At 55.8% G+C, this 22,122-nt stretch carries 23 protein-coding genes; 4 read left to right on the top strand and 19 right to left on the bottom strand.

The features are described from left to right. Positions 1 to 98: 98 nt before the first annotated feature. The 8 genes from BN3277_RS10270 to BN3277_RS10235 form a co-directional block, all read right to left on the bottom strand. Complete coding sequence (locus BN3277_RS10270) at positions 99 to 665, bottom strand: flavodoxin family protein (RefSeq protein WP_082691415.1); 567 nt, start codon at positions 663 to 665, stop codon at positions 99 to 101. A gap of 137 nt (positions 666 to 802) precedes the next feature. Next, complete coding sequence (locus BN3277_RS10265; protein ID WP_059042303.1) at positions 803 to 2,527, bottom strand: MGH1-like glycoside hydrolase domain-containing protein; 1,725 nt, start codon at positions 2,525 to 2,527, stop codon at positions 803 to 805. A gap of 33 nt (positions 2,528 to 2,560) precedes the next feature. After that, entirely contained in the window at positions 2,561 to 3,451 is an 891-nt protein-coding gene (locus BN3277_RS10260) for a glycoside hydrolase family 43 protein (protein ID WP_059042301.1), read from the bottom strand. 51 nt (positions 3,452 to 3,502) lie between these two features. Continuing rightward, positions 3,503 to 4,342: a carbohydrate ABC transporter permease gene (locus BN3277_RS10255; RefSeq protein ID WP_059042299.1), complete on the bottom strand. Its 840-nt coding sequence runs from the start codon at positions 4,340 to 4,342 to the stop codon at positions 3,503 to 3,505. Positions 4,343 to 4,347: 5 nt separating this feature from the next. Further along, positions 4,348 to 5,298: a carbohydrate ABC transporter permease gene (locus BN3277_RS10250; RefSeq protein ID WP_059042297.1), complete on the bottom strand. Its 951-nt coding sequence runs from the start codon at positions 5,296 to 5,298 to the stop codon at positions 4,348 to 4,350. A gap of 84 nt (positions 5,299 to 5,382) precedes the next feature. Then, positions 5,383 to 6,738, bottom strand: a complete 1,356-nt coding sequence (locus BN3277_RS10245; protein WP_059042295.1) for an ABC transporter substrate-binding protein — start codon at positions 6,736 to 6,738, stop codon at positions 5,383 to 5,385. 105 nt (positions 6,739 to 6,843) lie between these two features. Next, positions 6,844 to 8,427, bottom strand: coding sequence for a response regulator transcription factor (locus tag BN3277_RS10240; protein WP_059042293.1), 1,584 nt, complete (start codon positions 8,425 to 8,427; stop codon positions 6,844 to 6,846). Then, positions 8,420 to 10,219 (bottom strand): cache domain-containing sensor histidine kinase, encoded by a 1,800-nt coding sequence (locus BN3277_RS10235; RefSeq protein WP_059042291.1) that lies wholly within the window; start codon positions 10,217 to 10,219, stop codon positions 8,420 to 8,422. Before BN3277_RS10235 ends, BN3277_RS10240 begins: the two co-directional genes overlap by 8 nt. Positions 10,220 to 10,536: 317 nt before the next feature. Here BN3277_RS10235 and BN3277_RS10230 point away from each other — a divergent pair, with 317 nt between their 5' ends. Both BN3277_RS10230 and BN3277_RS10225 read left to right on the top strand, forming a co-directional pair. Continuing rightward, positions 10,537 to 10,761: a PspC domain-containing protein gene (locus BN3277_RS10230; protein ID WP_059042289.1), complete on the top strand. Its 225-nt coding sequence runs from the start codon at positions 10,537 to 10,539 to the stop codon at positions 10,759 to 10,761. Between the two features lie 46 nt (positions 10,762 to 10,807). After that, the gene (locus BN3277_RS10225) at positions 10,808 to 11,482 is read left to right on the top strand and encodes a PspA/IM30 family protein (protein ID WP_059042288.1); all 675 of its coding nucleotides are present in this window, start codon (positions 10,808 to 10,810) and stop codon (positions 11,480 to 11,482) included. A gap of 52 nt (positions 11,483 to 11,534) precedes the next feature. On the opposite strand, the gene BN3277_RS10220 is transcribed toward BN3277_RS10225, so the two are convergent. The 11 genes from BN3277_RS10220 to BN3277_RS10170 all read right to left on the bottom strand — a co-directional run bounded on the left by BN3277_RS10220 (position 11,535) and on the right by BN3277_RS10170 (position 20,857). Then, complete coding sequence (locus BN3277_RS10220; RefSeq protein ID WP_059042287.1) at positions 11,535 to 12,113, bottom strand: NAD(P)H-dependent oxidoreductase; 579 nt, start codon at positions 12,111 to 12,113, stop codon at positions 11,535 to 11,537. A gap of 154 nt (positions 12,114 to 12,267) precedes the next feature. Next, a complete protein-coding gene (locus tag BN3277_RS10215; protein WP_059042285.1) occupies positions 12,268 to 13,203 on the bottom strand; it encodes an SPFH domain-containing protein in 936 nt (311 codons plus the stop codon). Beyond that, positions 13,203 to 13,637, bottom strand: coding sequence for an NfeD family protein (locus BN3277_RS10210; protein ID WP_059042283.1), 435 nt, complete (start codon positions 13,635 to 13,637; stop codon positions 13,203 to 13,205). The genes BN3277_RS10215 and BN3277_RS10210 overlap by 1 nt, the downstream gene beginning before the upstream one ends. A 149-nt stretch (positions 13,638 to 13,786) precedes the next feature. Further along, a complete protein-coding gene (locus BN3277_RS10205; RefSeq protein WP_059042281.1) occupies positions 13,787 to 14,497 on the bottom strand; it encodes a hypothetical protein in 711 nt (236 codons plus the stop codon). Then, complete coding sequence (locus BN3277_RS10200; protein ID WP_059042279.1) at positions 14,494 to 15,039, bottom strand: hypothetical protein; 546 nt, start codon at positions 15,037 to 15,039, stop codon at positions 14,494 to 14,496. The genes BN3277_RS10205 and BN3277_RS10200 overlap by 4 nt, the downstream gene beginning before the upstream one ends. Next, on the bottom strand, positions 15,036 to 15,998 hold the full coding sequence (gene pilM, locus BN3277_RS10195) for a type IV pilus biogenesis protein PilM (protein WP_059042277.1): 963 nt from the start codon (positions 15,996 to 15,998) through the stop codon (positions 15,036 to 15,038). The genes BN3277_RS10200 and pilM overlap by 4 nt, the downstream gene beginning before the upstream one ends. After that, on the bottom strand, positions 15,965 to 16,330 hold the full coding sequence (locus BN3277_RS25520; RefSeq protein ID WP_059042276.1) for a prepilin peptidase: 366 nt from the start codon (positions 16,328 to 16,330) through the stop codon (positions 15,965 to 15,967). Before BN3277_RS25520 ends, pilM begins: the two co-directional genes overlap by 34 nt. Positions 16,331 to 16,360: 30 nt before the next feature. Beyond that, positions 16,361 to 16,810: a prepilin-type N-terminal cleavage/methylation domain-containing protein gene (locus BN3277_RS10185; RefSeq protein WP_059042275.1), complete on the bottom strand. Its 450-nt coding sequence runs from the start codon at positions 16,808 to 16,810 to the stop codon at positions 16,361 to 16,363. A 48-nt stretch (positions 16,811 to 16,858) separates the two neighbouring features. Next, a complete protein-coding gene (locus tag BN3277_RS10180) occupies positions 16,859 to 18,034 on the bottom strand; it encodes a type II secretion system F family protein (RefSeq protein ID WP_232436382.1) in 1,176 nt (391 codons plus the stop codon). 85 nt (positions 18,035 to 18,119) lie between these two features. Next, positions 18,120 to 19,181: a type IV pilus twitching motility protein PilT gene (locus BN3277_RS10175; protein ID WP_059042273.1), complete on the bottom strand. Its 1,062-nt coding sequence runs from the start codon at positions 19,179 to 19,181 to the stop codon at positions 18,120 to 18,122. Beyond that, positions 19,178 to 20,857 carry a GspE/PulE family protein gene (locus tag BN3277_RS10170; protein ID WP_059042271.1) on the bottom strand — a complete coding sequence of 560 codons (1,680 nt, stop codon included), beginning with the start codon at positions 20,855 to 20,857 and terminating at the stop codon, positions 19,178 to 19,180. Before BN3277_RS10170 ends, BN3277_RS10175 begins: the two co-directional genes overlap by 4 nt. A gap of 357 nt (positions 20,858 to 21,214) precedes the next feature. On the opposite strand from BN3277_RS10170, the gene BN3277_RS10165 reads away from it, so the two are divergent. Continuing rightward, entirely contained in the window at positions 21,215 to 21,631 is a 417-nt protein-coding gene (locus tag BN3277_RS10165) for a type IV pilus modification PilV family protein (protein ID WP_157688709.1), read from the top strand. Next, the gene (locus BN3277_RS10160; RefSeq protein WP_059042267.1) at positions 21,628 to 22,113 is read left to right on the top strand and encodes a prepilin-type N-terminal cleavage/methylation domain-containing protein; all 486 of its coding nucleotides are present in this window, start codon (positions 21,628 to 21,630) and stop codon (positions 22,111 to 22,113) included. The genes BN3277_RS10165 and BN3277_RS10160 overlap by 4 nt, the downstream gene beginning before the upstream one ends. Positions 22,114 to 22,122: the final 9 nt, after the last annotated feature.

The following is a 22,122-nucleotide window of genomic DNA, read 5'->3' as shown; positions in this document are numbered from 1 at the left end:
CCTCCCCCGACGAAAAAAACGTGCCGCTGCAAATGCAGCCGCACGTCGTCTTCATGTCGTCCACAAGCAAATTTCACACACTGCCAGCTTTCGTTCCGTCAGGAACGATTAACAGCTACTGGCTCGACTTTCCGCAGCTCGGCGTTGAGCGCTTCCGCCTCCCGGATCGCCCGGGCGTCCTTCAGCACATCGCCCGGCTTACTGCCCTTTCCGATCACATAACCGGCAAACGGCAGCCCCACGAAATCAAACGTGTACTGCAGCTGTTGAATCAGCGGCAGCGCCTTGATTCGTGGATTGTCACCGCCAACCACGACGGCATAGGCGATTTTGTCCGCCATCACTTCTTTGAAATTGAAGCGGACGTCGCGTAAGCTTTGCGACCAACGGTCAATGAAGTTTTTCATTAAACCGGAGGCTCCGTACCAATAGACCGGTGTGGCAAAGATCAGAATATCATGCTCCAGCACCTGCAGGATCAGATCATCGTAATCGTCGTCCACCGGATCAAAGCCACCTTCGTCGTGCCGTTGATCGTGGATCGGTTTGATGTCCTTCTCCCGCAGGATGATATTCGTAAAGGGAATCCCCTCTAATACCAGCCGTGTCAACTCCTCCGTGTTCCCTCCGTTCCTTGCACTTCCCTGAATCACTGCGATGCGCATTCCCTACACTCCCCTTCCAAATTCTCAAGCGAAACTTCCCGAATTTACGCCTACTTATTGTTATACGAAAGGCACCCTATATTATGCCAATCTTAAAAAGTTTATGGCGTTTTTTCGCGAAACGTGCTAGGGGTTGTCTAGTGATAGGTGGGCCGGACCACACCGGGACCCGTCAAAGTATCGGCAGAAGCGCCTGCTTGCCCAGCTTGCCTTGTTGACTCTGCTCCGCCGGAGGCAGCCCCAGCCATCCGCCAGACCTCATTTCCACCGAGGCGGACCGGATAAGCTCTGCACTCATACTCCAGCAGACCCTCCACTGTTCGCACGCTCATGCCGACCAGCGCCTTGGGCTCGCCGCGGCGAGTAGTAACGAGCCGGGTGCCGTAAGGAAACCGGCAGTACAGCTCTCCGTTCCGGTAAACGGTACTGCCTTCCCGCGTATTGACGAGTTCGAACGACATGCCGTCTACCGTCCGGGCATAAGCGGTTTCCTCCGCCGGGACTTCGCCGTGATCCATCGAATAAGGCAGCAGTCCGGTGAACCACAACTCCTCCTCCGGCGTCGGCAGTATGCCGCACAACCGCTCTACATAATCGAGCAGACACAAAATGGCAGGGGAGTACGTCTCCGTAAAGCCCTCCTCACCCGTCCACGGGCTGAGACATTGGGCAAACCGCTCCATGCGGACCATCGCCGACAGAATCGGCTGCAGCACCCAGGTCAATTCCACAAACCGACCATGGTGTTCGAACGCATGCGGTGTACGGATCAGGCTAAGGAAGTTGGTTGTTCCTGCCCAGGTGTTGTAAGCCGACGACGGGTCAAACCGCGGGTCGTCCATCGCAATCGAAGTGAAGGGGTATTTGGCGAAAAACTTCCGCGAATTCAGCAAATATCGGCGCAGCGATGCGGCGAAAAACGCTCCGTCCCCCACCTCGCAAGCCAAGACGCGCAGCAGCACGTCGGACTGGATACGGACAAACTGCCCGCTCGCATCCACATCATAGAAGAACCCGTCCTCTGCATCAAAGCAATGCGCCATCAAGCTGGACAAGCTCGCCGCCGCTTTGGCCGTCCACTCCGGACCGGCAGCCGCCCCCAGCTCCGCGGCAATATCACTCAAATATCGGCGCTGGCAATACACGTTCGCCGTTAAATCCGGCGCCAGCAGCGGCAGTACCGGCGAATCCGGATCATATCGCCGGGGATCACCCAAATGAGGCGTATCCGGGATATGCCAGAAGCGCGGGGATAAATCATGCCCCGTGTCAAACGTGCAAAACGCCTCAACGCAGCCCGTCCCCCGCGTATCACGAAACGCAGCCAGCCAAGCGTCATGCCGCTCCATCGCTCGGTACATCTTGTCCAGGAAAGCCCGGTCCGTCCGGCCGTTCACCCGGTAGTGGTTCCAAACCGAGCGGGCCAGCGGCGTGACCATCTGAATTTGCCGATAGGCCGGTCCCGCCCCGGTCACCTTGTACGGCATAAGACCATCGGACCGTTGGTAATCGGCAAACAAAGCAAAGGTCGCCTGGGCCACCGACGGCACGAAGCGGCTGAGCAGCTCGGCATTAATCGTCCCGGTGCTCTCCACCCAGGTGCCGAGGTACACGCCGCCTTCATGCAGCACCGGCACGCCGCTCACCGAGGGCACGATGCAGTCGAGCAGCTTTCGCACCCCGGCGTAATAGACCCGCTCCAGCGGGCTTCCTTCGCTAGCCGCGAATTTGACGCCCGAGGCGGCAAACTCCTCCAGCACGGCTTGGTCCGTGCTCTTATGCAAGCCTTCCACGCTTACGGCCGACACCACGTCTATCTTGCGCAGCCGCTCCAATACGCCCATCTCTCCCATCTCTCCCATCTCTCCGATCCCTCCCCGCTCTCTGATCCCACATCAGCCCTGCGCTTCTATCGGCTGTGCGCTTAATCGCCCGTCCTTTTCCGTAACCGGAATGAAGATCGGACGTTCATGAGGGCTGTCATTTGGCGTATGAATCGCCAAGCGCAGCTCGCCCGCGAACGTGCAGAACAGCATCCCGTGGCCGCCGTCTCGTTTATATAGCGGCTCAGCGTCCTGCACCCACGGACCGGCGAGGTCTCCACCAGCCTGGCGGGCACAGCCGATCGTATAGCCGCCATCGCTGAAGCTGGACCAAAGCAGCAGCAGCTCGCCGTTACCGGCGCGGTACAGGAACGGGCCGTCCGTGACGTAGTTGGCTCCGCCGCGAATCCCTTCGGCCCACGGCGCCTCCGAAGCCCGGAACAGCAGCACGGGCTCAGACACCGCCCGATCCAGCTCGCGGCTGAGGCGTACGGCGCAAATCTCGCCGTCCTGCACCTGCACCCATTCATGGCAGAACACCATCCAGGGATCACCCTGCGGATCGACGTAAAACGTCCCGTCCAGACACTCCCAATCGCGCGGCGTCAACGGCCCGTCGCCCAGCGGGCGGAACGGGCCCTGCGGGTGGTCCGCCACCAACGTTTGCGTCCCCCGGCATCGGCCGTCCGCCTTGAAGGTGGCGAACATGTAATAACGGCCTTGCCACTCATGTACCTCCGGCGCCCAGTAGTTGAAGTCCGACCAGAAATCCGGCTCCGGCCGGAACGCCGGGTGCGGACCTTCCCATACCGCCAGGTCCGTGCTTACGTAAACGTCGAACCCGCGAGGCTTTCCTTTCCAGCATGTCTCACCAATCGTGCCGTACATATAATATTTGCCTTCCGCCGGAACCGGCAGGACAAACGGATCTCGAATATGGATGTCCGATAACGCTAAGCTCATAACCCTTCCCTCCTAGAAGTCGAGTCGTGCACAGTTCACCCTCCTGTCCGCTTACTTCAGCCCCGTCGTGGAGATCCCCTCAACGATATAACGCTGGAAGATCAGGAAGATCACGATGACCGGCGCCACCGCCACCGTGGACATCGCCATCAGCGAGCCCCAGTTCGAGGTACTGGTGGAGTCAATCAACGAACGCAAACCAATCATCACCGTAAACAGCTTTGGACTGTTCAGGTAGATCATTTGTCCGAAGAAATCGTCCCACGTCCAGTAGAACGTAAAGATCGACGTCGTGATTACCGCCGGAACGCAAAGCGGCATAATGATGCGCAGGTAAATTTGCAAAGGTCCGCAGCCGTCGATCCGGGCGCTTTCATCCAGCTCCATCGGTAGGCCGCGAATAAATTGCACCATCAGTAGCACAAAGAACGCATCCAGCGCAAAAAACTTCGGCACGACCAGCGGCAGGAACGTATTCACCCAACCAAATGAATGGAACAGAATATATTGCGGAATAAGCGTGACCTGAAACGGGAGCATCAACGTCATCAACATCATGCTAAACCAGAATTTCTGACCCGCGAAATTCAAGCGCGCAAAGGCAAAGGCCGCCAGCGAGCAGGAGATCACGTTACCGATCACCGCCAGCGCTGCAATGATAAAGGAATTGATCAGAAAATGCCCAAACGAATACCCTTGAATCCCTCGCCACCCGTTGACGTAATTGGACAACGTAAAGGAGTCCGGCCACAAGCCCAGGTCCGAGAAGATTTCCGCGTTTGGCTTGAACGAGCTGCTGATCATCCATAATACCGGGTAAATCATGATCGTCCCGATCACGATGACTACCACATGTCTCCACAGTTTGCTTAAGCTTAGCCTCAACACCATCTTCCTCAGCCCCTTTCGTCCTTGCCGTCACCGTAATAGACCCAATACTTCGAGGAGGCGAATACGATCGCCGTAAAAATGCCGATGATCACCAGCATCACCCAGGCCATTGCCGAAGCGTAGCCCATATTAAAGTACGAGAAGCCCTTCAAGTACAAGTACAGCGAATAGAACATCGTCGAATCGATCGGCCCGCCGTGGCCGTCCCCGATAATGTACCCGGAGGTAAACACCTGGAATGAACCAATCATGTTCATGACCAGGTTAAACAGGATCACCGGCGACAGCAGCGGCAGCGTAATCCGCATAAACTGGCGCGTGCGGCTGACGCCGTCCACCGCCGCAGCCTCGTAGATTTCCCCCGGGATCTGCTTCAGTCCCGCCAGGAAAATTACCATGGACGAGCCAAATTGCCAAACCGACAGCGCAACGATGGAATAAATGATGTAGCTCGGATTCGCCACCCAATCGGGAGCATCGATATGAAAAATTTCGAGAAACCGGTTAAACAACCCGTCACCCGAGAAGATTTTTTTCCAAACAACGGCAATCGCCACGCTCCCCCCAAGTAACGAAGGGATATAATAGACGGTCCGGTACAATCCCAGCAGCCGTAACCCTTTATTCAAAATGATCGCGACTGCCAAGGCGAACACCAGCCGCAGAGGAACGGAGAGGAACACGTATTGGAACGTCAATTTCAAAGAATGCGTAAACGTGGCATCCCCCGTAAACATTTCCGTAAAGTTATGAAGCCCAATCCAATCGGGCGCTTTTAACATGTTATAATTCGTAAAGGACAAATACAGCGAAGCCAAAATCGGACCAATCGCCATGCAAAAAAATCCGATCAACCAAGGCAGCAAAAACAAATATCCCGTCAAGTTCCGTTTCAAGGATCGACGCGTTTTCCGCTTTACGACGGTTTGGGTCGCCACGCCTGTCACTGAATCCATAAGTAGGCACCTCCGAATCATTCATTGCTCAGGTTTAGAAAAAGGGGAACCAAACGGATCCCCCCTCTCCTTGTGACAGACCTCTTAATTTGTCGTTGCGCTCAAGTTGGCTTGCAGAATCTTAAGTCCCTGCGCATAAAACTCTTCTGCAGCTTTTGCGATGTCCATACGTCCGAAAGCGACGTTTTGGCTGGCCTTCAACAGCTCTTGCTTGAACTCGTTGGATCCAGGAACGTTGTACAGCAGATCAACATCATCCACTGCAACGATATCCAGGTAATCGTACACGACTTTGTCCGTTTCGGAGGCTTCCGCCTTCAGCACCGCCCGCATCTCCGAGGAGACCGGCACACCGCGGTTGTTGCCGAGGATTTTGGCGGCGTCCGGATCGTTCACCCAGAAGTCCATCAGCATCGCCACTTCCTTCGGATGCTTGGTATTGGCATAACCCACGATGTTTTGGCTGGATTGGACGGAGATCATGCTGCCGTTAGGCCCCATCGGAACCGGGATCAGCGTCAGCTTATCCTGGGACATTTTTTGGAAATCGGCAAACTGGTTGGTCGGAATAAACTGCATCGCCACTTGGCCTTTCGTCACCAGGGACATACTCGTGTCGTCCGGATCGGCCGAAATTTGCAGCTCCGGCGTCACGATGCTGCCCGCTTTGCGCATGCCTTCCCAGAGGGTAAACCACTCGGCGACATCCGCTGCCTCAAAGCCCAACTTCTGCTCCGGCTCATTGTAGATCATCTTGTCGCGCTGGGTCAGGTACACACCAAATTGGTCCATCTCACCAGAGTAGTCGTAAGACCCGTAAGTGTCTTTACCTGTAGCGGCGATTTGCTCATTGATCTTGATAAAATCATCCCAAGTCCATTCCTTCGTTGGCATCGGGAGACCCGCCTTCTCGAACAGCGCCGTGTTGGCCAGGATCGCCGTCGAGTTTGCCCCGATCGAGATGCCCTGCAGCTTGCCGTCAAACGTGTTCATGTTGATAAGCTGCGGGGAGATTTTACTCGTGTCCACTTCATTGCCAACGTACGAGTTGATATCCAACAGCACATTACGCGTTGCATATTCCAGGATGTTGCTGCCTAACGTAAACAGGTCCGGCGCTGTGCCCGAAGCGAGCTGCGTATTCAGCTTGTCGAAATATCCGTCAAAAGGAGAAAACTCCGGCACCACTTTGATGTTCGGGTGCTTCTCTTCAAACTTCTTCAGCATGGCCGTTGTGATGTCGGCCCGGGTTTGGTCCCCCCACCACATGACGCGAAGCTCAACTTGCTCTTCCGTAGCCGCACCTCCCGCCTCCGAAGGCTGGCTCGAATTCCCGGTGTTGGCTTTGCCCGCATTGTTACTACCCGAACCACATGCCGAAACCAGGATCGCGGTGACGAGAAGTAAACTAGCCAATAACATCGCTTTGGTCTTCTTCATCTATTTCCTTCCCCCTTAATGAGAATGGTCTTGCTGATTAAAATGGTAGCGCATACATAAAAGGAGAAGAATCCAATTTCTTTGGGCTTTGAACTTATACTTTTTTTAGATATGCTTCTCCTTCTGCCGGTGCTCGGAGGGGCTGATACCAAACACCTTCTTGAATTTCGTGCTGAAATAACTGGCATTGGAGAAGCCCGTCAGCTCCGCAATATCGCTTAAGGAAAGCGGCGTTTCGTCCAGCAACTGCACCGCCTTGTTCATGCGTACATCGGTCAGGTATTGGAGAAAGGATTTTCCGGTTTTTATTTTGAACAGGTCGGACAAATAGGACAGGTTATAGTGGTACTGCTCGGCGATTTGCGACAGATTAAGATCGTTCATGTAGTTCAGCTCAATCATTTCCTTCATCGCCTCCACGATCGAAGGCTCTTCCCGGGTCCCGCAGCCCCTCTTCAGGGCAAACAGCGGGTCAGCTAAGCCATACAGGAACCGGCAGGCCTTGGCGACCGTGCCGAGCTCCCATACCCACTCCGGATCAATCCAGATCTCATCCTTGTCGCGCAGCGCGAGCCCCAATGCATCCGCAGTCAATTCAATCGACAAGCAGCATTGGAAAATCAACTTGATGAACTGCGGGTGCGAATGAGCCAGCGCCTTGGCGAGCTCCTCCTCCACCAGCTTCTCGAACGCCTCCTTGCGTCCGTCAGCTAAATGCCGCTGCAGCAGCTTCAGCTTGTCCTGGGTCGCCAGCTGCACCGGATCTGCCGGACTCCGCAACGGCTCGCCCCCGGCTTGCTGCGCATGTTGTCCCATATACCAGGCCAGTACGGAGGAAAGGTAGCCCTCACGCCAAGCCTCCAGACCCTGCGCCGGTTCACCGGCAGCTACAACCACCTCCCGTTTGAGGTAGCTGCGAACCCGATCGGCCACCTGGGCGGTAAAGCGCTGCACGGCCGCCGGATCCTCCGGCACGATGGCAAACAACAAATCGGGATGCTTCGCTTCCCGGAAGACCGGGATTCCGGGCCCGGTATCGGAAGCGGCGAGTTCGCGGCACAGCAGCTCAAATGGCAGGCGAAGGCCCGCTTCCTCCGGCGCTTCCGCGGGCACGGGCAGCAATCCGATCGCCACGAAGCGCACCGACAACGCCGCCAGCTCACTTAAGCCAAACAATCGGATCCGCTCCTGCCAAAGGTGTCTACCACCCGGATACGCTTTAATGACGCTGTGAATGAACTGCTCCTTCATTTCCTCCAGGTAGCGGGACAACTTCCACTCGGAAAGCTTCCGCTCCGCCTGCGCCAAACGCTCCCGCTCCAGCTCGGAGGCGACCTTGCTCAGGGCTCCGGCCAGTTCACTTCGCGTCACCGGCTTCAGCAGCAGATCGCTGGCCCGGTTCTTGATCGCCGCATGCGCGTACTGAAAGTCGTCATATCCCGTCAACACGATGAGACGAAGGTCTGGATACTGCCGGGAACAGCTTTCAAGCAGCTCCACCCCGTCCATGATCGGCATGCGCATATCGGTGATGATAATGTCGCACTCCCCGGTTTGCAGCCATTCCAGCGCCTCCTGACCGTTCCCCGCTTCCCCGGCAATCTGGAGGCCCAACTGCTGCCAATCGATTTTCAGCCGTAACCCTTGACGAATCTCCCGTTCATCATCGACCAACAGCACGTTAAACATCGGCATTCCCCTCCCCTATCGGTAAACTTAACGTGATCGTCGTCCCTTCCCCAGGCGCGGATTGAATCGAAAACGCAAACCCGGCCCCGTAATAAAGCGCGCAGCGTGCCAAAATATTCCGCAGGCCGATCTGTCTTCCGCCGGTGCTTAATACCTGCTCCAACTGGGAGTGCTGGTACTCCTCGTTGAGTTGCCGTACCAATTCCGGCTCCATACCCACCCCGTTGTCCGCCACCTGCAAGAGCAGGCGTTGCTCTTCCTCCCAGATGCGGATGCGCACGACGGCGGTGTCGTTCTTGACCTGGCTGTATTTGACCGCATTTTCGACCAGCGGCTGCAAAATAAACTTCACGATATGAACCGGTCGGTCCAGCACGGCGTTCTCCAACCTCAAATCCAACTGCTCGGCGAACCGATGGTTCAGAATGGCGGCAAAAGATTCGGTATACGTCACCTCGTCGCGCAGCGGGATCAAGTCGCTTTTGGCGTTCAGCGAGAAACGCAGCATTTTACCCAACGATTCGATGACGTCCACCGCATCATCCGTCCGCCGCTGAATGACCAGGCTGCTGAGCAGCTCCAGCGTATTGAACTGAAAATGCGGATTAATCTGCATCAGCAGCGCCCGATATTCCGCTTGTTGCCGGCGCAGCTTCAATTCAAATTCGCTCTTCAAATGGGCGCGCAGCCGCACGATCATGTTGCGGAACGTGACCGTCACGAACCCGACCTCATGGTTCACCTGTAACCGCTCAGGGATCCGCTGCTCCGCTTGAGCAAACTCCCCGCGCTGAACAAGCCGCATCGCCGCCACCAAGCCGCCCAGCGGTTTGGTAATGCTGTAGGAAATCCAGACGGCTGCAAGGACGGCGAACACCAGCAACGTCCCGGTTGCCACCAAGATACCTGATTTCAAATTGATGAGATTGGCTAGCAGTTCTTTTTCGGAAACCGCCCCCACCAGCATCCAATCGTTAAATTGCAATTTTTTATATACATAGATCATGTCTTCTCCCTGAGGCTTGGCATAAAAAACGCCCTCCCGCGGCCCCCGCCCCCGGATCTCCCCCAGCTTATTCAGAACAGGTTCGCCGAAATCCGACAACGGCTGGCCTAGCAGGGGTTCACCTTCGCCGCTCAGCAGGAAGATCGTGCCATGCGTCCCGAGATGGACCTGACTTAGCGGATCCTTGAAGTATTCCGCACGGACGTTCACCTTCATTACGGCGGTGGCTTGCGAGATGCTAAACGTCCCGATCGGGATCAGGAAGCTGATCACCTCATGCTCCTTCAGGCGCACCGGTTCGAACGGATCGACGCCCGCCGGAGCCCAGTGCTGCTCAGACTCGTAAAAATGCCGATACCAGTCCGCCTCCAAGAACGAGGGGTCCTGCAGGATCCGATTGTCCAGACCAACGTAGAGCCCGTCTTTGCGATAAATCGAAGCAGTGGCAATGATCGAATAGTTATTAACCGTCCGCGTCAGGAACTTGCTGAGCTGAATATTTTTCAGCATCTTCTGCCCATCGGACTGCATCGGATCGGAGACGAATTCGCTCCACTCGTTCGTGATTTCGCTGTTATAGATGACGGAAGAGAAATCGTAGATCTGGCCGATCGTGGAGTTGATTAGTGCGGTGTAGGCCGTCATTTTTTCCAATGCCGCCGTTTCGCTGTCGGAACGCAGGATCGCACTGGATTTGTTATAGCTAATCAGGAACATGACGCAAAAGGAAATGACCAATAAGACGACAAATACGGCAATCAGCCGATTGCGCAACGAAAAAAACATCGACGCCCCTCCCTTATGCACAACACTATAACCAAATCGGCCGATTCCCGCAATAAGCGCTTACATAGGCGTGGCGTCAAGCTTTTTTTCATTTTACGCGCCAGAAGCTCTCCGGGGTTTAAGCCCCTGCCCCGACTTCCAGACGAGGAGCCGGCCCGACCAAGGTCCAGTTCACAAACCGTCCCCAGCCCGTTATGCCCCGCTGCCGTTCCCGGTAGAATAAAGACATGAACAACGGATCAACAAATCCGTTAAGCTGAAACTCTAACCCAATGAATCTAGGACTTGAAAATAAATGAAAGCGAGTGTGGTTGAACATGAGAAAACTGTATCGTTCCGCAACGGATAAGCAAGTGAGTGGCCTGTGTGGCGGGCTGGCGCAGTGGCTGGGAGTTGACTCCACGGTCGTCCGGCTGATTGCCGTCGTGGCAGTGTTCTTCAGCTTCGGCACCGTCGTCGCCTTGTACTTGATCGCCAGCCTGATCGTTCCAAAGGAGCCGATCGGCAGCTACAGCTACGATGATCCGTTTTCCCCGTTTTGATCCGTAGAAGATCCCAAACCTAATTCAACCTAAAGGAGAGATTCGAATGAGTAGCGTATTTGATCGCATTGCCAATCTGGCGAAGGCTTCGATTCACGAAGTGTTAAACAAACTGGAAGATCCGGTCCTGATGACCGGCCAATACTTACGCAACCTGGAGGACGACATCGCCGCCGCCGAGAAAATGATTAAAGAGCAGCAGATGACCGCGACCGTCCAGGATCGCAAAAGCGCGGACATCGCCCATCTCGCCAAGCAAAGCGAAGTTCGGGCCTTAACCGCCCTGGAGCAAGGCGATGAGGTGACGGCGCGCCATGCGGCTGCGGAGAAAATCCGCTACGAGGAGCAAGCGCAGCAGTACGCCAAGGAAGCGCAAGAGGCCCGCGACCGCGTAGCCGAGCTGGAGATTCGCCTCGCGGAAGGCAAAGCGGAGTTCGCCCGCCTGAAGGAAAAGCGGAATGAACTGGCGGCTCGTGCTCGCAAGGTCCAAGTCAAAACCGAAGCCGAACGGCCGAACTTCAGCCGCGGCATCGAAAGCGGTGCAGCTGCGCGGGGCTTCGAGCGTATGGAGGAGAAAATCCTGAGCTGGGAAGCTCAGCAGGAAGTCTCCGCCAGCTACGGAGGAACGTCCGGCATCGCGGATGCGGGCACAGCCCAATCCAGCGCCGTGAATGAAGAGCTGGAACGCCTAAAAGAGCAATTGTCGAACCGGCATTCCTGAGCCGTTCATATAGAGAAACCGCCCGATGAGTTCATCGGGCGGTTTTTTTGAGTTAGGCTAGCGCAGAGCCCAGCTTCTTCACTTTCTCCAACCATTTCATGCGTGTCGTTTCCTGGGAAGCGGAGACCCTATTCAACTCCGTAATCCGCACTGTCTTGATGCCGCAATAACCCAAGATGTTGTTTTTCATCACCCGGTGCCCTGCGCGATGATAGAACCAGCGATTGTACCAAGACGGCGTATCCATGGTCACGATCAGATGGGCGGTCTTCCCCTTCAGGAGTTTATCCCAAAGCAAGGAATTCGGCCGATGTTGATAGGCAAACCCGGGTAAAAAGGCGCGGTCAAAAAATCCCTTCAACACCGCTGGCATCGTCCCCCACCACGTCGGATAGACGATCACCAGATGATCTGCCCAGCGGATCATCTCCTGCGCTTCCTGAAGTTCCTCCTCCAGCTCCGTTCTTTGGCGGTACCCGTATTTTAAATTCGGGTTGAAGGTGATCCGGCTTAAGTCGATTTCCCGAACCTTTGCGCCGGCCTGGGATGCTGCGGCGTCCCGGTAAGCCCCTGCCAAGGCGGCGCAATAAGCCTCGGGGTCCGGGTGGCCGTTGATAACTAACACATTCATTGCGATGTCCTCCTTACATTTATAGCTGCCGGTGTTAACCCCTGGGTGAAGAAGGGGATCTTTAGAGAGAACTCCGAACGGTGTAGCCAAAAAAAGAACCCGGTAAGAATGGGGGCCACCCCATTCTCTTGCCGGGTTCTTAGGGTAAATACGTTTATTTGCCGTCTTTGCCGGCTTTGAAGACTTCGCTGATTGCGCCAAGGCTTCCCAGCGTTTCGATCGCATTGGACGGGATGAACACCTTGTTCGCCGGTCCCTTCGCTACTTCCTTCAACGCTTCGAAGGACTGGTACGCCAAGACCGCTTCGTTCAGGGCAGCGTCGCGCAGCATTTCGATCCGCGCTTTTTCGGCGGCAGCAACCGACTCGATGGCTTTTGCTTCCCCGAGCGCCTCAAGCTCCTGGGCTTGACGGAAGCCTTCGGCTTCGCGAATCCGCGCTTCCTTGTCGCCTTCCGCTTTCAGGATCTTACTTTGCTTGTCGCCTTCCGCGCGCAGGATCATATCTTGTTTGGCGGCTTCGGCCTCGAGCACGATCGCCCGTTTGTTCCGCTCGGCCTTCATTTGTTTGTCCATCGCTTCTTGGATGTCCACCGGCGGCCGAATGTCGAGCACTTCCACCCGCTCGATCCGTACGCCCCATTTCTCGGTCGCTTCGTCCAACGCAGTCCGGATATCCGTCGAAATTTTTTCCCGACCGGACAACGTTTCGTCCAGCTCCATCTTACCGATGATTTGACGCAGGGTTGCCGTCGTTATGTTCCGCACCCCGTAGACGAAGTCGGAGATCCCGTACGTCGCTTGCTCCGGATTGACAACCTGATAGAAAATAATCGTGTCGATCTGGACTTGAACGTTATCCTTGGTGATTACGGTTTGTGGTGGCACATTGGTTTGTTGAATCCGCAAATCGTGATACGTCCGCACCTGGTCGATGACCGGGATGAGCACGTTCAGACCCGGTGTCAGCAAGCGGTTGAATTTACCGAGACGTTCGACGACGCCCACCCGTTGCTGCGGGACGATTTTGACCGTCAATGAGATAAATACGACGACAACAACGACAATGACCGCGATAATTGCCCATTGCATTAAGAAATTTCCTCCCATCGTTCTACTTCAATTATTGTACTGCTTCGTTCCAGCACCCGGACCTTCTCGTCCCGGCCGATCGGGACAGTCGCCGTAGCGCTCCACGAATCTCCCCCTACCTTCACGATGCCGTATTGCCCGGGTTCAATCGGTTCTACGACGATGCCTTGCTTCCCTACCAGTTCGGTACCGATATCCTTAAACCCTTTTGCTGCACGAAATTTTCTGGAGAGCGGTTTCGTAAATACCGTCAGGACCAAAGCGACCAGACAGCCCGCAACAACCTGCCAGAAGTAAGCTTCGGGGGCCACCAAAGCCACGGCTGCCGCAACCAGCGAACCGATGCAGAGCCATAGCAGGTAAAAAGTCATCGTCATCATCTCAAGCACTAATAAGATTCCGGCGACGATGAGCCAAATTGCCCACATTTCCATCCCCCTGTTGCACCACCTTTCAGCATTATAGTTATTTATACGGTGAACATACCAAAAAGTATCAAGGAATGATATGGATTTGCAAAAAAAGAACCCCGACCCAACGGCCGGAGTGCTTCGCAAGCCCTGAAAAGGGCCCTGGTTTCCATTTATTCACGATAAAAAGCCACCAACCGAAATGCTGCCGTTTCGCTCACCAACGCTTCTTCCTTCCCGTATTCGAAGGACTGGACGACGTATAATCGCTTGGCACTTTGCACAGCTGCAGCAAAACTCTTGACCTCGGCTAACGTCCCTCGAAGAGTTAACCGCAGCGACAGCGAGGAGAAGCCCGCCGCGGTCAGGTCGACTTCCTGCAGCAGTCCCAGCTCCCCCATCGCGGCAGGAGAGCCGTTTATGGAAGTTGAGAGGGCGGACAGGAGGTCCACACCGGCAGACAGATTCTCATCCAGCGTCGAGAGACTGTCAGTCGGCAAGGTCTCGGCCGAAGCTTCAGACAGAGCTCCGATCCCCGGCGCCTCAAAAACGACTTCTTGGATTTGTACACCAGCGGATTTAGCCGCTTGTTCGAGATCCAACAAGATGCCCTCCCGATCGGATTCGCCAGGCACGGCAGCCTCTCGTTCCATCGTGTCAGCTGAAGTACTCTCCGCCGCCAATTCCGCTCGTTTGGCCTCCACGATCGCCCGGGTCTTTTGCAGAAACAGCCGTTTCTCTTCGTGATTGGACTTTAGGCTAGCGATTTTCTCCACCTCCGGTTGGTAACCCCAGAAATAAAACGATCCCGCCGCCAGCATCACCAAGGCGGCTGCCAGGATCCAACGGGCTCCAGCCGTTCCAGAGCGATGTTCCGCATTCATTCGCTGTCACCTGCCTGTTCCGCCGTCTCCGTTCCCGGCTTGAGTTCAAACGTACCGATGTATCCCTGGCCCGGCAGCTCCTTCACCGATTGAATCAGCTCCCCGCGGAGTCCCGGCTGTTCACGGAGCGCAGAGGAGTAGGCGCTGGCTTGGCCCAAGCTGGCAAATCGGCAGGTCCAAGTCAGGCCGGTCCCGCTAAATCGAACGGTTTCGAGCGTGCCGCCGGTTGGCAGCGGAGCTTCCAGAGTGCCGATCAGCGTCTTGAGATCCGGTCGCTGCTCACTCAGCTTGTCGATCAGCTCGATGCCTGCGGCGCCAAACTCCGAGGCTCCCATACTTTGCAACTCGCTTTGCAGCTCAGCCTGCTGCCGGTCCGTTTCGGCGATTGACGTTGTCCATGCAGCGGCCTCTTCATGAACGCCCCAATACGCGTACCCGAAGTAGGCACAGATCCCAAGCCCGGCAAGCAGCAGCAGGACCGGCAGAAATAGTCCGGCCGAAGCCGGGCGTGGTTTGGGAGGCAGCAAATTGATCTCGATCATCGGCTCTCCGCTCCCTTCATCGCGAGGCCAAGGGCAATGGCATAGCTGCCTTGATCGACGATTTCCTGACCGGCAAAATACGGAGACAAATCGACTTCGGCCACGCTCACCTGATCAAAGGCCGCCGATAACTGACGAGCGATCTCCGCCTTGTCCGGCGCGGCGCCGGCGATCACGATGCTCTGCACCCGTTCATGCCCTTCATGCAGCGTATATTCATAGAAATTCATAATCCGGGTCACAGAGGAGACGATCTCCCCATACCGCCATGTATTCAGCTTGTCCCCAGACATCGGCTCCAAGGGAAACGTGCGCACGAAATCGGGCAGTCCCTGATGGTACGTGTAGACCTCGGCTTCTTTGGCTTTGAAATTGATCGCCATCACATTGGTGGACGCCCCAAGCAAGCGCTGCTGCTGGAGGATGCGCGAAAGCGCAATGGTCGCCAAATCGACCGCTTCCAGGCGAAGTCCCGCTTGTTCCAGCGACGATACCAGCTCCTGAATGACCGGACGCGGTACGGCGGCCACAAACGTGAGCAGCCCCTCCTCCTCCCGGCTGTGGTCCTCCATCCAATGATAATCAATGACCGGATCCTCAAACGGCAGACGGATGCTGCCTTCGATCTCCAGCTCGGTGACGCGCCGCTGCTGCCTTTTGCTGACCTTGGGAACCTGGAGCAATCGGATAAACGATTGGGAGGTGGGGGCGGCCAAGCGGACCTTCTTCCCGGCAATCCCTCGGCGGTTCGCCCAGCGTTTCACCATCTCGGTTAACCCGGTCACATCGGGAACCCCATCCTCGTTCAACTCGGCATCCACCGGCAGCAAGCCGGCACGTTCCACGGTTCCGCGTTTGGGGTTGTATTTGACGTAACGGATGCCATCCTCATCGATCGTAATGCCGATGTGGGCCGGCCGCCGGCTCAGTAAAGAGGAATGACGTTTTGCAGATACCAATGGATGATCTCCTTTCCATACATGTAAACCACCAGGGTGCCGATCGCCAAAAAGGGACCAAACGCCAGCGTCTGGCCGCGGCTTCTGCGGCCCCGCGCCAGTTGGAGCAGTCCGGCGGCCGCGCCGGCCGCACTGGCCAGAAACAAGGCCAGGAGCACGCCGGGAAAGCCGACGACCCAGCCAAAGACGGTCAGCAGCTTCACGTCGCCCATCCCCATCCCCTTCCCGGAGGTGAGGAGGGCGATCAGCAGCAGCAGACCGCCGCCGCCAAGCGCGCCCAGCGCGCCCGTAGCGCGCCAGGGCCGGCCCCAAGGCCAGCCCGCCGGCAGCATTCAGCACCGTCAGGAGCAGATTAGCGTCCATTATGGCGTCTTCGGTGTACCCGGTTTACCGTTCTTCAAGTCATCTGCAGTGAAGTTAATCGTATCGCCCCCGGAGACAACGAGCGTGACAAGCGTCCCGGAGCTAACATTCCCTAAATTTACCGTTGTCGCATCGGCTAAATTTCTCCCCGATTTCGGATCTGTCAAGCCGCCTTGGATATAATGGTCTCTAACCAAGTCAGTCAACGTATGCGTCCCCGTAATCTCCCCATTATTCTTCGTAATCGATCTCAATCTCGCCGCTTCATACAGCTGGTTCGCTGTCGCGGATCTAGCGTTGGCCTTCGTGTCGTCCAGCAGCCCCGAGATCAACGGCACCGCGATCGCGGCGATTACCCCGATAATGACGATAACCGCCAGTAATTCGACGAGCGTAATCCCCTTTTCTTCCTTGCGCAAGCGTTGAATACGTTGGATAAGTGCGGTCATAATGATTAACCTCCTAAAATAATTAGTCATTGGGGTCTAAACCCGATTTCAACTGATATTTCGATATAAGCTAAGCATCGGGATCATCACCGAAGCTACGATAAAGCCAACTACGCCGGCCAGCAAAAGAATCATCACCGGCTCGATCAGCTGCTTCAGCTTGTCCACGGTGTTCTCGACATCGCGTTCGTAGAAATCGGCCACCTTGGCCAGCATCGTATCAATGGAACCCGTCTCCTCGCCCACTCGAATCATCTGGGTCACCAGCGGCGGAAACACCCACGATTGGCGCAGTGGCTCGGACAGTGGACGCCCTTGGCGAAGGGACGCCTGGCATTCCCGCAACGTGGCTCCGATCACCCGGTTGCCCACCGCCTTCTCCACGATAGCCAGGGCCTGCAGCACCGGTACCGCACTAGCAAACAGCGAGGACAGTGTCCGCGTCAGCTGGGCGATTGCGCTTTTCCGATTCAACATTCCAAACACCGGAGCCTTGAGCTTCATGTAATCCCAGGTATACGCTCCGTGCTCCCACCTGAGGAGCAGGTAAACCGCAGTCACCACCGCCAGCGCGGCCAATAACCATACGATCCAATACTGTTCCAGGCTACGGCTGAGCGAAAGCGTAAACTTCGTAATCGCGGGCAGATCGCCGCCCAGTTGAGCGAACATCGCTTGAAACCGCGGAATCATAAATTTCAGCAAAAAGAGGATAACAAACACGGCCATCACGCTGACAATCAGCGGATAAGTCATTGCCGACTTCACTTTTTCCCGGGTGACATGCGCTTTCTCAAAATACACGGCCAGCCGCTCCAGTGTCTCCTCCATGCTGCCCGCCTCTTCCCCCGCACGGATCATGTGCACGAAGATCGTTGGAAAGATCCGCGGATACGCCGAGATCGCCCCGGAGAACGTATTTCCCTTGCGAAGCTCGGCCGCCACCTCGGCCAGCGTCTTCTTCAGCGGTTTGCTGTCGGATTGCTCCGCCAGAATCGCGGTGGCTTCAACGATGGAAATCCCCGCCTTGATCATCGTGGCAAATTGCCGGCAAAATACAACGAATTGCTCGTTTTTGACCGGGCTGCCCAGGTAAAACTCTTTATTCCAAACGGTCTCCCGTTTCTCGCGTAGACCTGTCACAACGATTTGCTGCCTCTTTAACTCGGCAAGCGCGGTGGTCCGATCGGGGGCTTGCAAAGCCCCTTTGCGTTGTTTCCCCACCCTGTCCCTGCCCTGATATACGTATTGGGGCATCTGGCATCTGTCCTTCCGCTTCTCGCATCTGTCTTCGCACGCCCCCTGTCAATCAGAGGGAGCTTTCCGTCAAGTACGGCCGGGCCGAAGCTTCATCCACCGCGCCCTGCCGCAGCAGCTCGCGCAGACTCATTTCCAACGTGTGCATCCCCAATTGGAAGTTCGTCTGCATCACGCTTCGGATCTGGTGTACCTTCTCCGAGCGAATCAGGTTACTCACCGCCGGCGGGTTGAGCAGCAATTCCGTCGCACAGACGCGCCCTTTCCCGCTGCGGGACGGCAGCAGGCGCTGCGATAGGATCGCCAGTAACACCGAAGCGAGCTGAATCCGGATCTGCCCTTGCTGGGCTGGCGGAAAAGCATCGATAATCCGATCGATCGTCTGCGGCGCATCGGCGGTGTGCAGGGTGGCAAAGACGAGATGTCCGGTTTCGGCCGCCGTAATCGCCGTACGGATCGTTTCGGGATCGCGCATTTCGCCGACCAGAATGATATCCGGGTCCTGGCGAAGCGCCGCCCGAAGGCCGTTATCAAACGACAGCGTATCCAATCCCACTTCCCGTTGATTGATGATCGACTGATCATGGCGATGCAGATATTCGATCGGGTCCTCCAGTGTAACGATATGCTTGCGTTGCGTATGGTTGATATGATCGATCAGCGAAGCCAGGGTCGTCGATTTCCCGCTTCCGGTCGGGCCGGTGACCAGAAACAAGCCTTGCGGTTTCTGAACCAGCTTCAGCAGCACGGGTGGCAAATGTAACGTCTCGAAGGCCGGAACCGAAGGCGAGATTACCCTTGCCGCGATACTGATCGAACCCCGCTGCCGAAAAACGTTAATACGGAACCGGGAGATCCCCTGTATCCCGTAAGAGAAATCCAGCTCTCCCTGCTCCGAGAACTTCCTGTATTGCTCCGGGCTCATGAGCTCCTGCACAATCTGCTCCAGCATAGATGGAGACAGCAGCTCCTCACCCAACGCCTGCAGGGTCCCGTCGATCCGCAGCACCGGCGGTGAATTCACCGTCACGTGCAAATCAGAAGCGCCGGCGTCAAATGCTTGCTTCAGCAACCCGTTAAACGCTTCGTTCGTTACGATATCCTCCCGATTCATCGTTCTTCCTCTTCCACTTCGCGGATGATTTCCTGCAGGGTGGTTCGGCCTTCCAGCGCTTTCTGGATCCCGTCTGCAAACAGCGGTGTCATCCCTTGCTCCTTCGCCATTCGGCGAAGCTCGTGGATCGATCGGCCGTCCACGATCGCAGATCGCAGGTCGTCGCCGAACAGCAGCGCTTCATGCACCGCGATCCGGCCGCGATAGCCGGTTTTGCCGCAGGTCCCGCAGCCGGTGCCGCGGTATAGCTTGTCCGTTTGAATCCCCAGCCGTTCCAGATAGATCGTTTCTTGCCGATCGGGTGTATAAGCTGCTCTGCAATCCGGGCAGATACAGCGCACCAGCCGCTGGGCGACAACCCCGATCAGCGACGAGGCGATCAGGTACGGTTCAATGCCCATGTCGCGCAGCCGAACGACCGTACTTATCGCATCATTGGTATGTAAAGTTGAAAATACGAGATGACCGGTTAACGAAGCACGGATCGCAATCTCCGCCGTTTCCAGGTCGCGGATTTCCCCCACCATGATAATGTTGGGATCCTGACGCAAGATGGAGCGCAGCCCCCTGGCGAACGTCAATCCTGCAGCCGGATGCACCTGCATTTGATTCACTCCGTCCAGCATGTACTCCACCGGATCTTCAACCGTAATAATATTCGTTTCCTCTCGGTTCAAGTGCTGCAACGCCGAATACAAGGTAGTCGTCTTCCCGCTCCCCGTCGGTCCGGTCAGCAGAACCATGCCGTGCTGCTTCTCGATCATACGCCGGAACAGGCTTAACGCCGACTCCGTCATACCCAGCTTGTCCAAGCCTTTCACGCCATCGGCCAAGTCGAGCAGACGCATGACGATTTTTTCCCCGTGTACAGTCGGCAGGGAGGACAAGCGAATATCGATCGGCTTGCCGTCCACGAGCATCTTGATCCGCCCGTCCTGCGGCAACCGCCGTTCGGCGATGTTTAAGTTGCCCAGGATCTTCAACCTGGCGATGATGACGCCCTGCATCGACTTCGGAACCGTACGCTCATTGCGCAGCTGTCCGTCGATCCGGTAGCGGATCGCGAGTTGCGTCTCCATCGGGTCGACGTGGATGTCGCTCGCGCCGAGCCGTACTGCCTGCTCAATCATTTGCTGTACCAGCCGGACAACCGGCGAATCCTCGCCCAAGATCACGGAATCCTCAACGTCGATCTGAGCTGCGCTGGTCCCGAGATCCTTGATCATTTCGTTCATGGAGTCCTGCAGGCCATACAGCCGGGCAATTCCCCGCTGCAACTCGCCCCGTGAAATAATCGCCGGTTCGATCGTAAAACCGGTGCTCATTCGAAGGTCGTCGATGACAAACAAATCCAGGGGATCGGCCATCGCAACCATCAGCTTGCGCCCATCTACGCGGATCGGGAGCACTTGATACCTTTTAGCCATTTGCTCCGGAATAACCTGACTCAATTTGGCATCAATTTGAAACCTCGACAAGGTGATATGCGGGATGCCAAGCTGAAATTCCAACACTTCGATGAGCTGGTGCTCTGTAAGGTGGCCTTGCGCCAGCAGGACGTCGCCGAGTTTTTTCTTCGTCTGCTGCTGTTCCTCCAGAGCGGTGTGCAGCTGCTGTTCCGTAATAATTCCGGATTCCAGTAGAAGTTCACCCAACCTTTTTTTGATCGTGTACATGGTTCACCTCATCCCTGTCGGAGTGTTATGAAATTAAAAATTTCAGGTGCTGAACAGCCAGTTTCAGAGTTAGTTCAAAGGACCTATTTCTCTAACTCAGTTCAATTGATAGATTACAAGAGGAAAAATTAAACAATTGCAATTTTACTAACGATTATATACCTTTATCAAAAACGATGCTATCATTTTTATAGTAAAATATACCTAGTCTACATAGTTCGACAGAACTCCCTAACGGGTGCCAGGGCTCTACATTTTTTATCCTGTTTTGAAAGCGAGTGGATGGTCATGATGTCCGCCTTCCGTCAAAAAAAATCTTCCCTTCGGCATGCGATTGCCCGGGAAGAGGGTCTGACGTTGCTTGAAGTGGCCCTTGCGTTAGTTATTCTCTCGATCGTCAGCTTATATTTTTTATCCTATTTTACGAACAGCGCCTCGCAAAGTCAGCTTACGAACCAACGTCTCTCTGCGACGCATTTGGCTAATGCCCGGCTGCATGAGGTTCAAGTTATGGAGTTTACACAGCTGCAAGCCTTGGCCAGCCGCCCCCCAGGAACGCTGCCCGATCAGATTAAAGGTCCTTATCTCTTAAAGGCCGAGGTCAGTGACCGTAGTTCTAAATATCCTTCAAATCCCGACATCTTGTATGTCACCGTAACGGCCTACTGGCAGCCTGATCCTTCCCAGGGATCCGGCAAGTATAGGCATCACGTCTCAGTAACCAGCGCCGTCAAAAAGACCTATATGTCCGCCGCTGGAGGGAACGCCCCATGAAGCAGCGTTTGCAGTTCTTTCGTAGAGAAGACGGGATTACGTTGGTAGAGCTGCTGGCCGCTTTAGCTTTATCCGGACTGCTGGTCATTTTAGTGTCAACCGTGCTGACGACGTCGCTGTTTGCTTTCGGCCGGGTGAATCATGAAGCGCAGCTGCGCAATAAAGCGATCACGCTAAGCTCCGCGCTTCAGGCGAACTTGCGGAATGCGGTGTCGATCTCGAGTTCCGGCACGTTTACGCAGTTTCAAGCCGAGGTGGTGACCGACGCACTTACGGAATCTACCAAGACAATCCGCGTTAAGTTGGATGGGGGCCAGCTTCTTCTGGACGGTACCCGTTTCAGTGACGAAAAGCTGGACCTGACCGGCACTACTTTCTCCAGGGGCCCCAACGATTTACAGGTGAACCTTCGAGTGGCGCTGAAGGATGAGCCCAAGGTGGAGCCGATCTATCTGTTCGTTTCGATAAAACTGATATCGTGAGGTGCTTAA

Origin of the sequence: Paenibacillus rubinfantis (assembly GCF_001486505.1) — a bacterium.
Classification (GTDB): Bacteria; Bacillota; Bacilli; order Paenibacillales; family Paenibacillaceae; genus Fontibacillus; species Fontibacillus rubinfantis.
The sequence above is the reverse complement of the archived record's forward strand: the minus strand, read 5'-3'. Positions and strand labels throughout refer to the sequence as shown.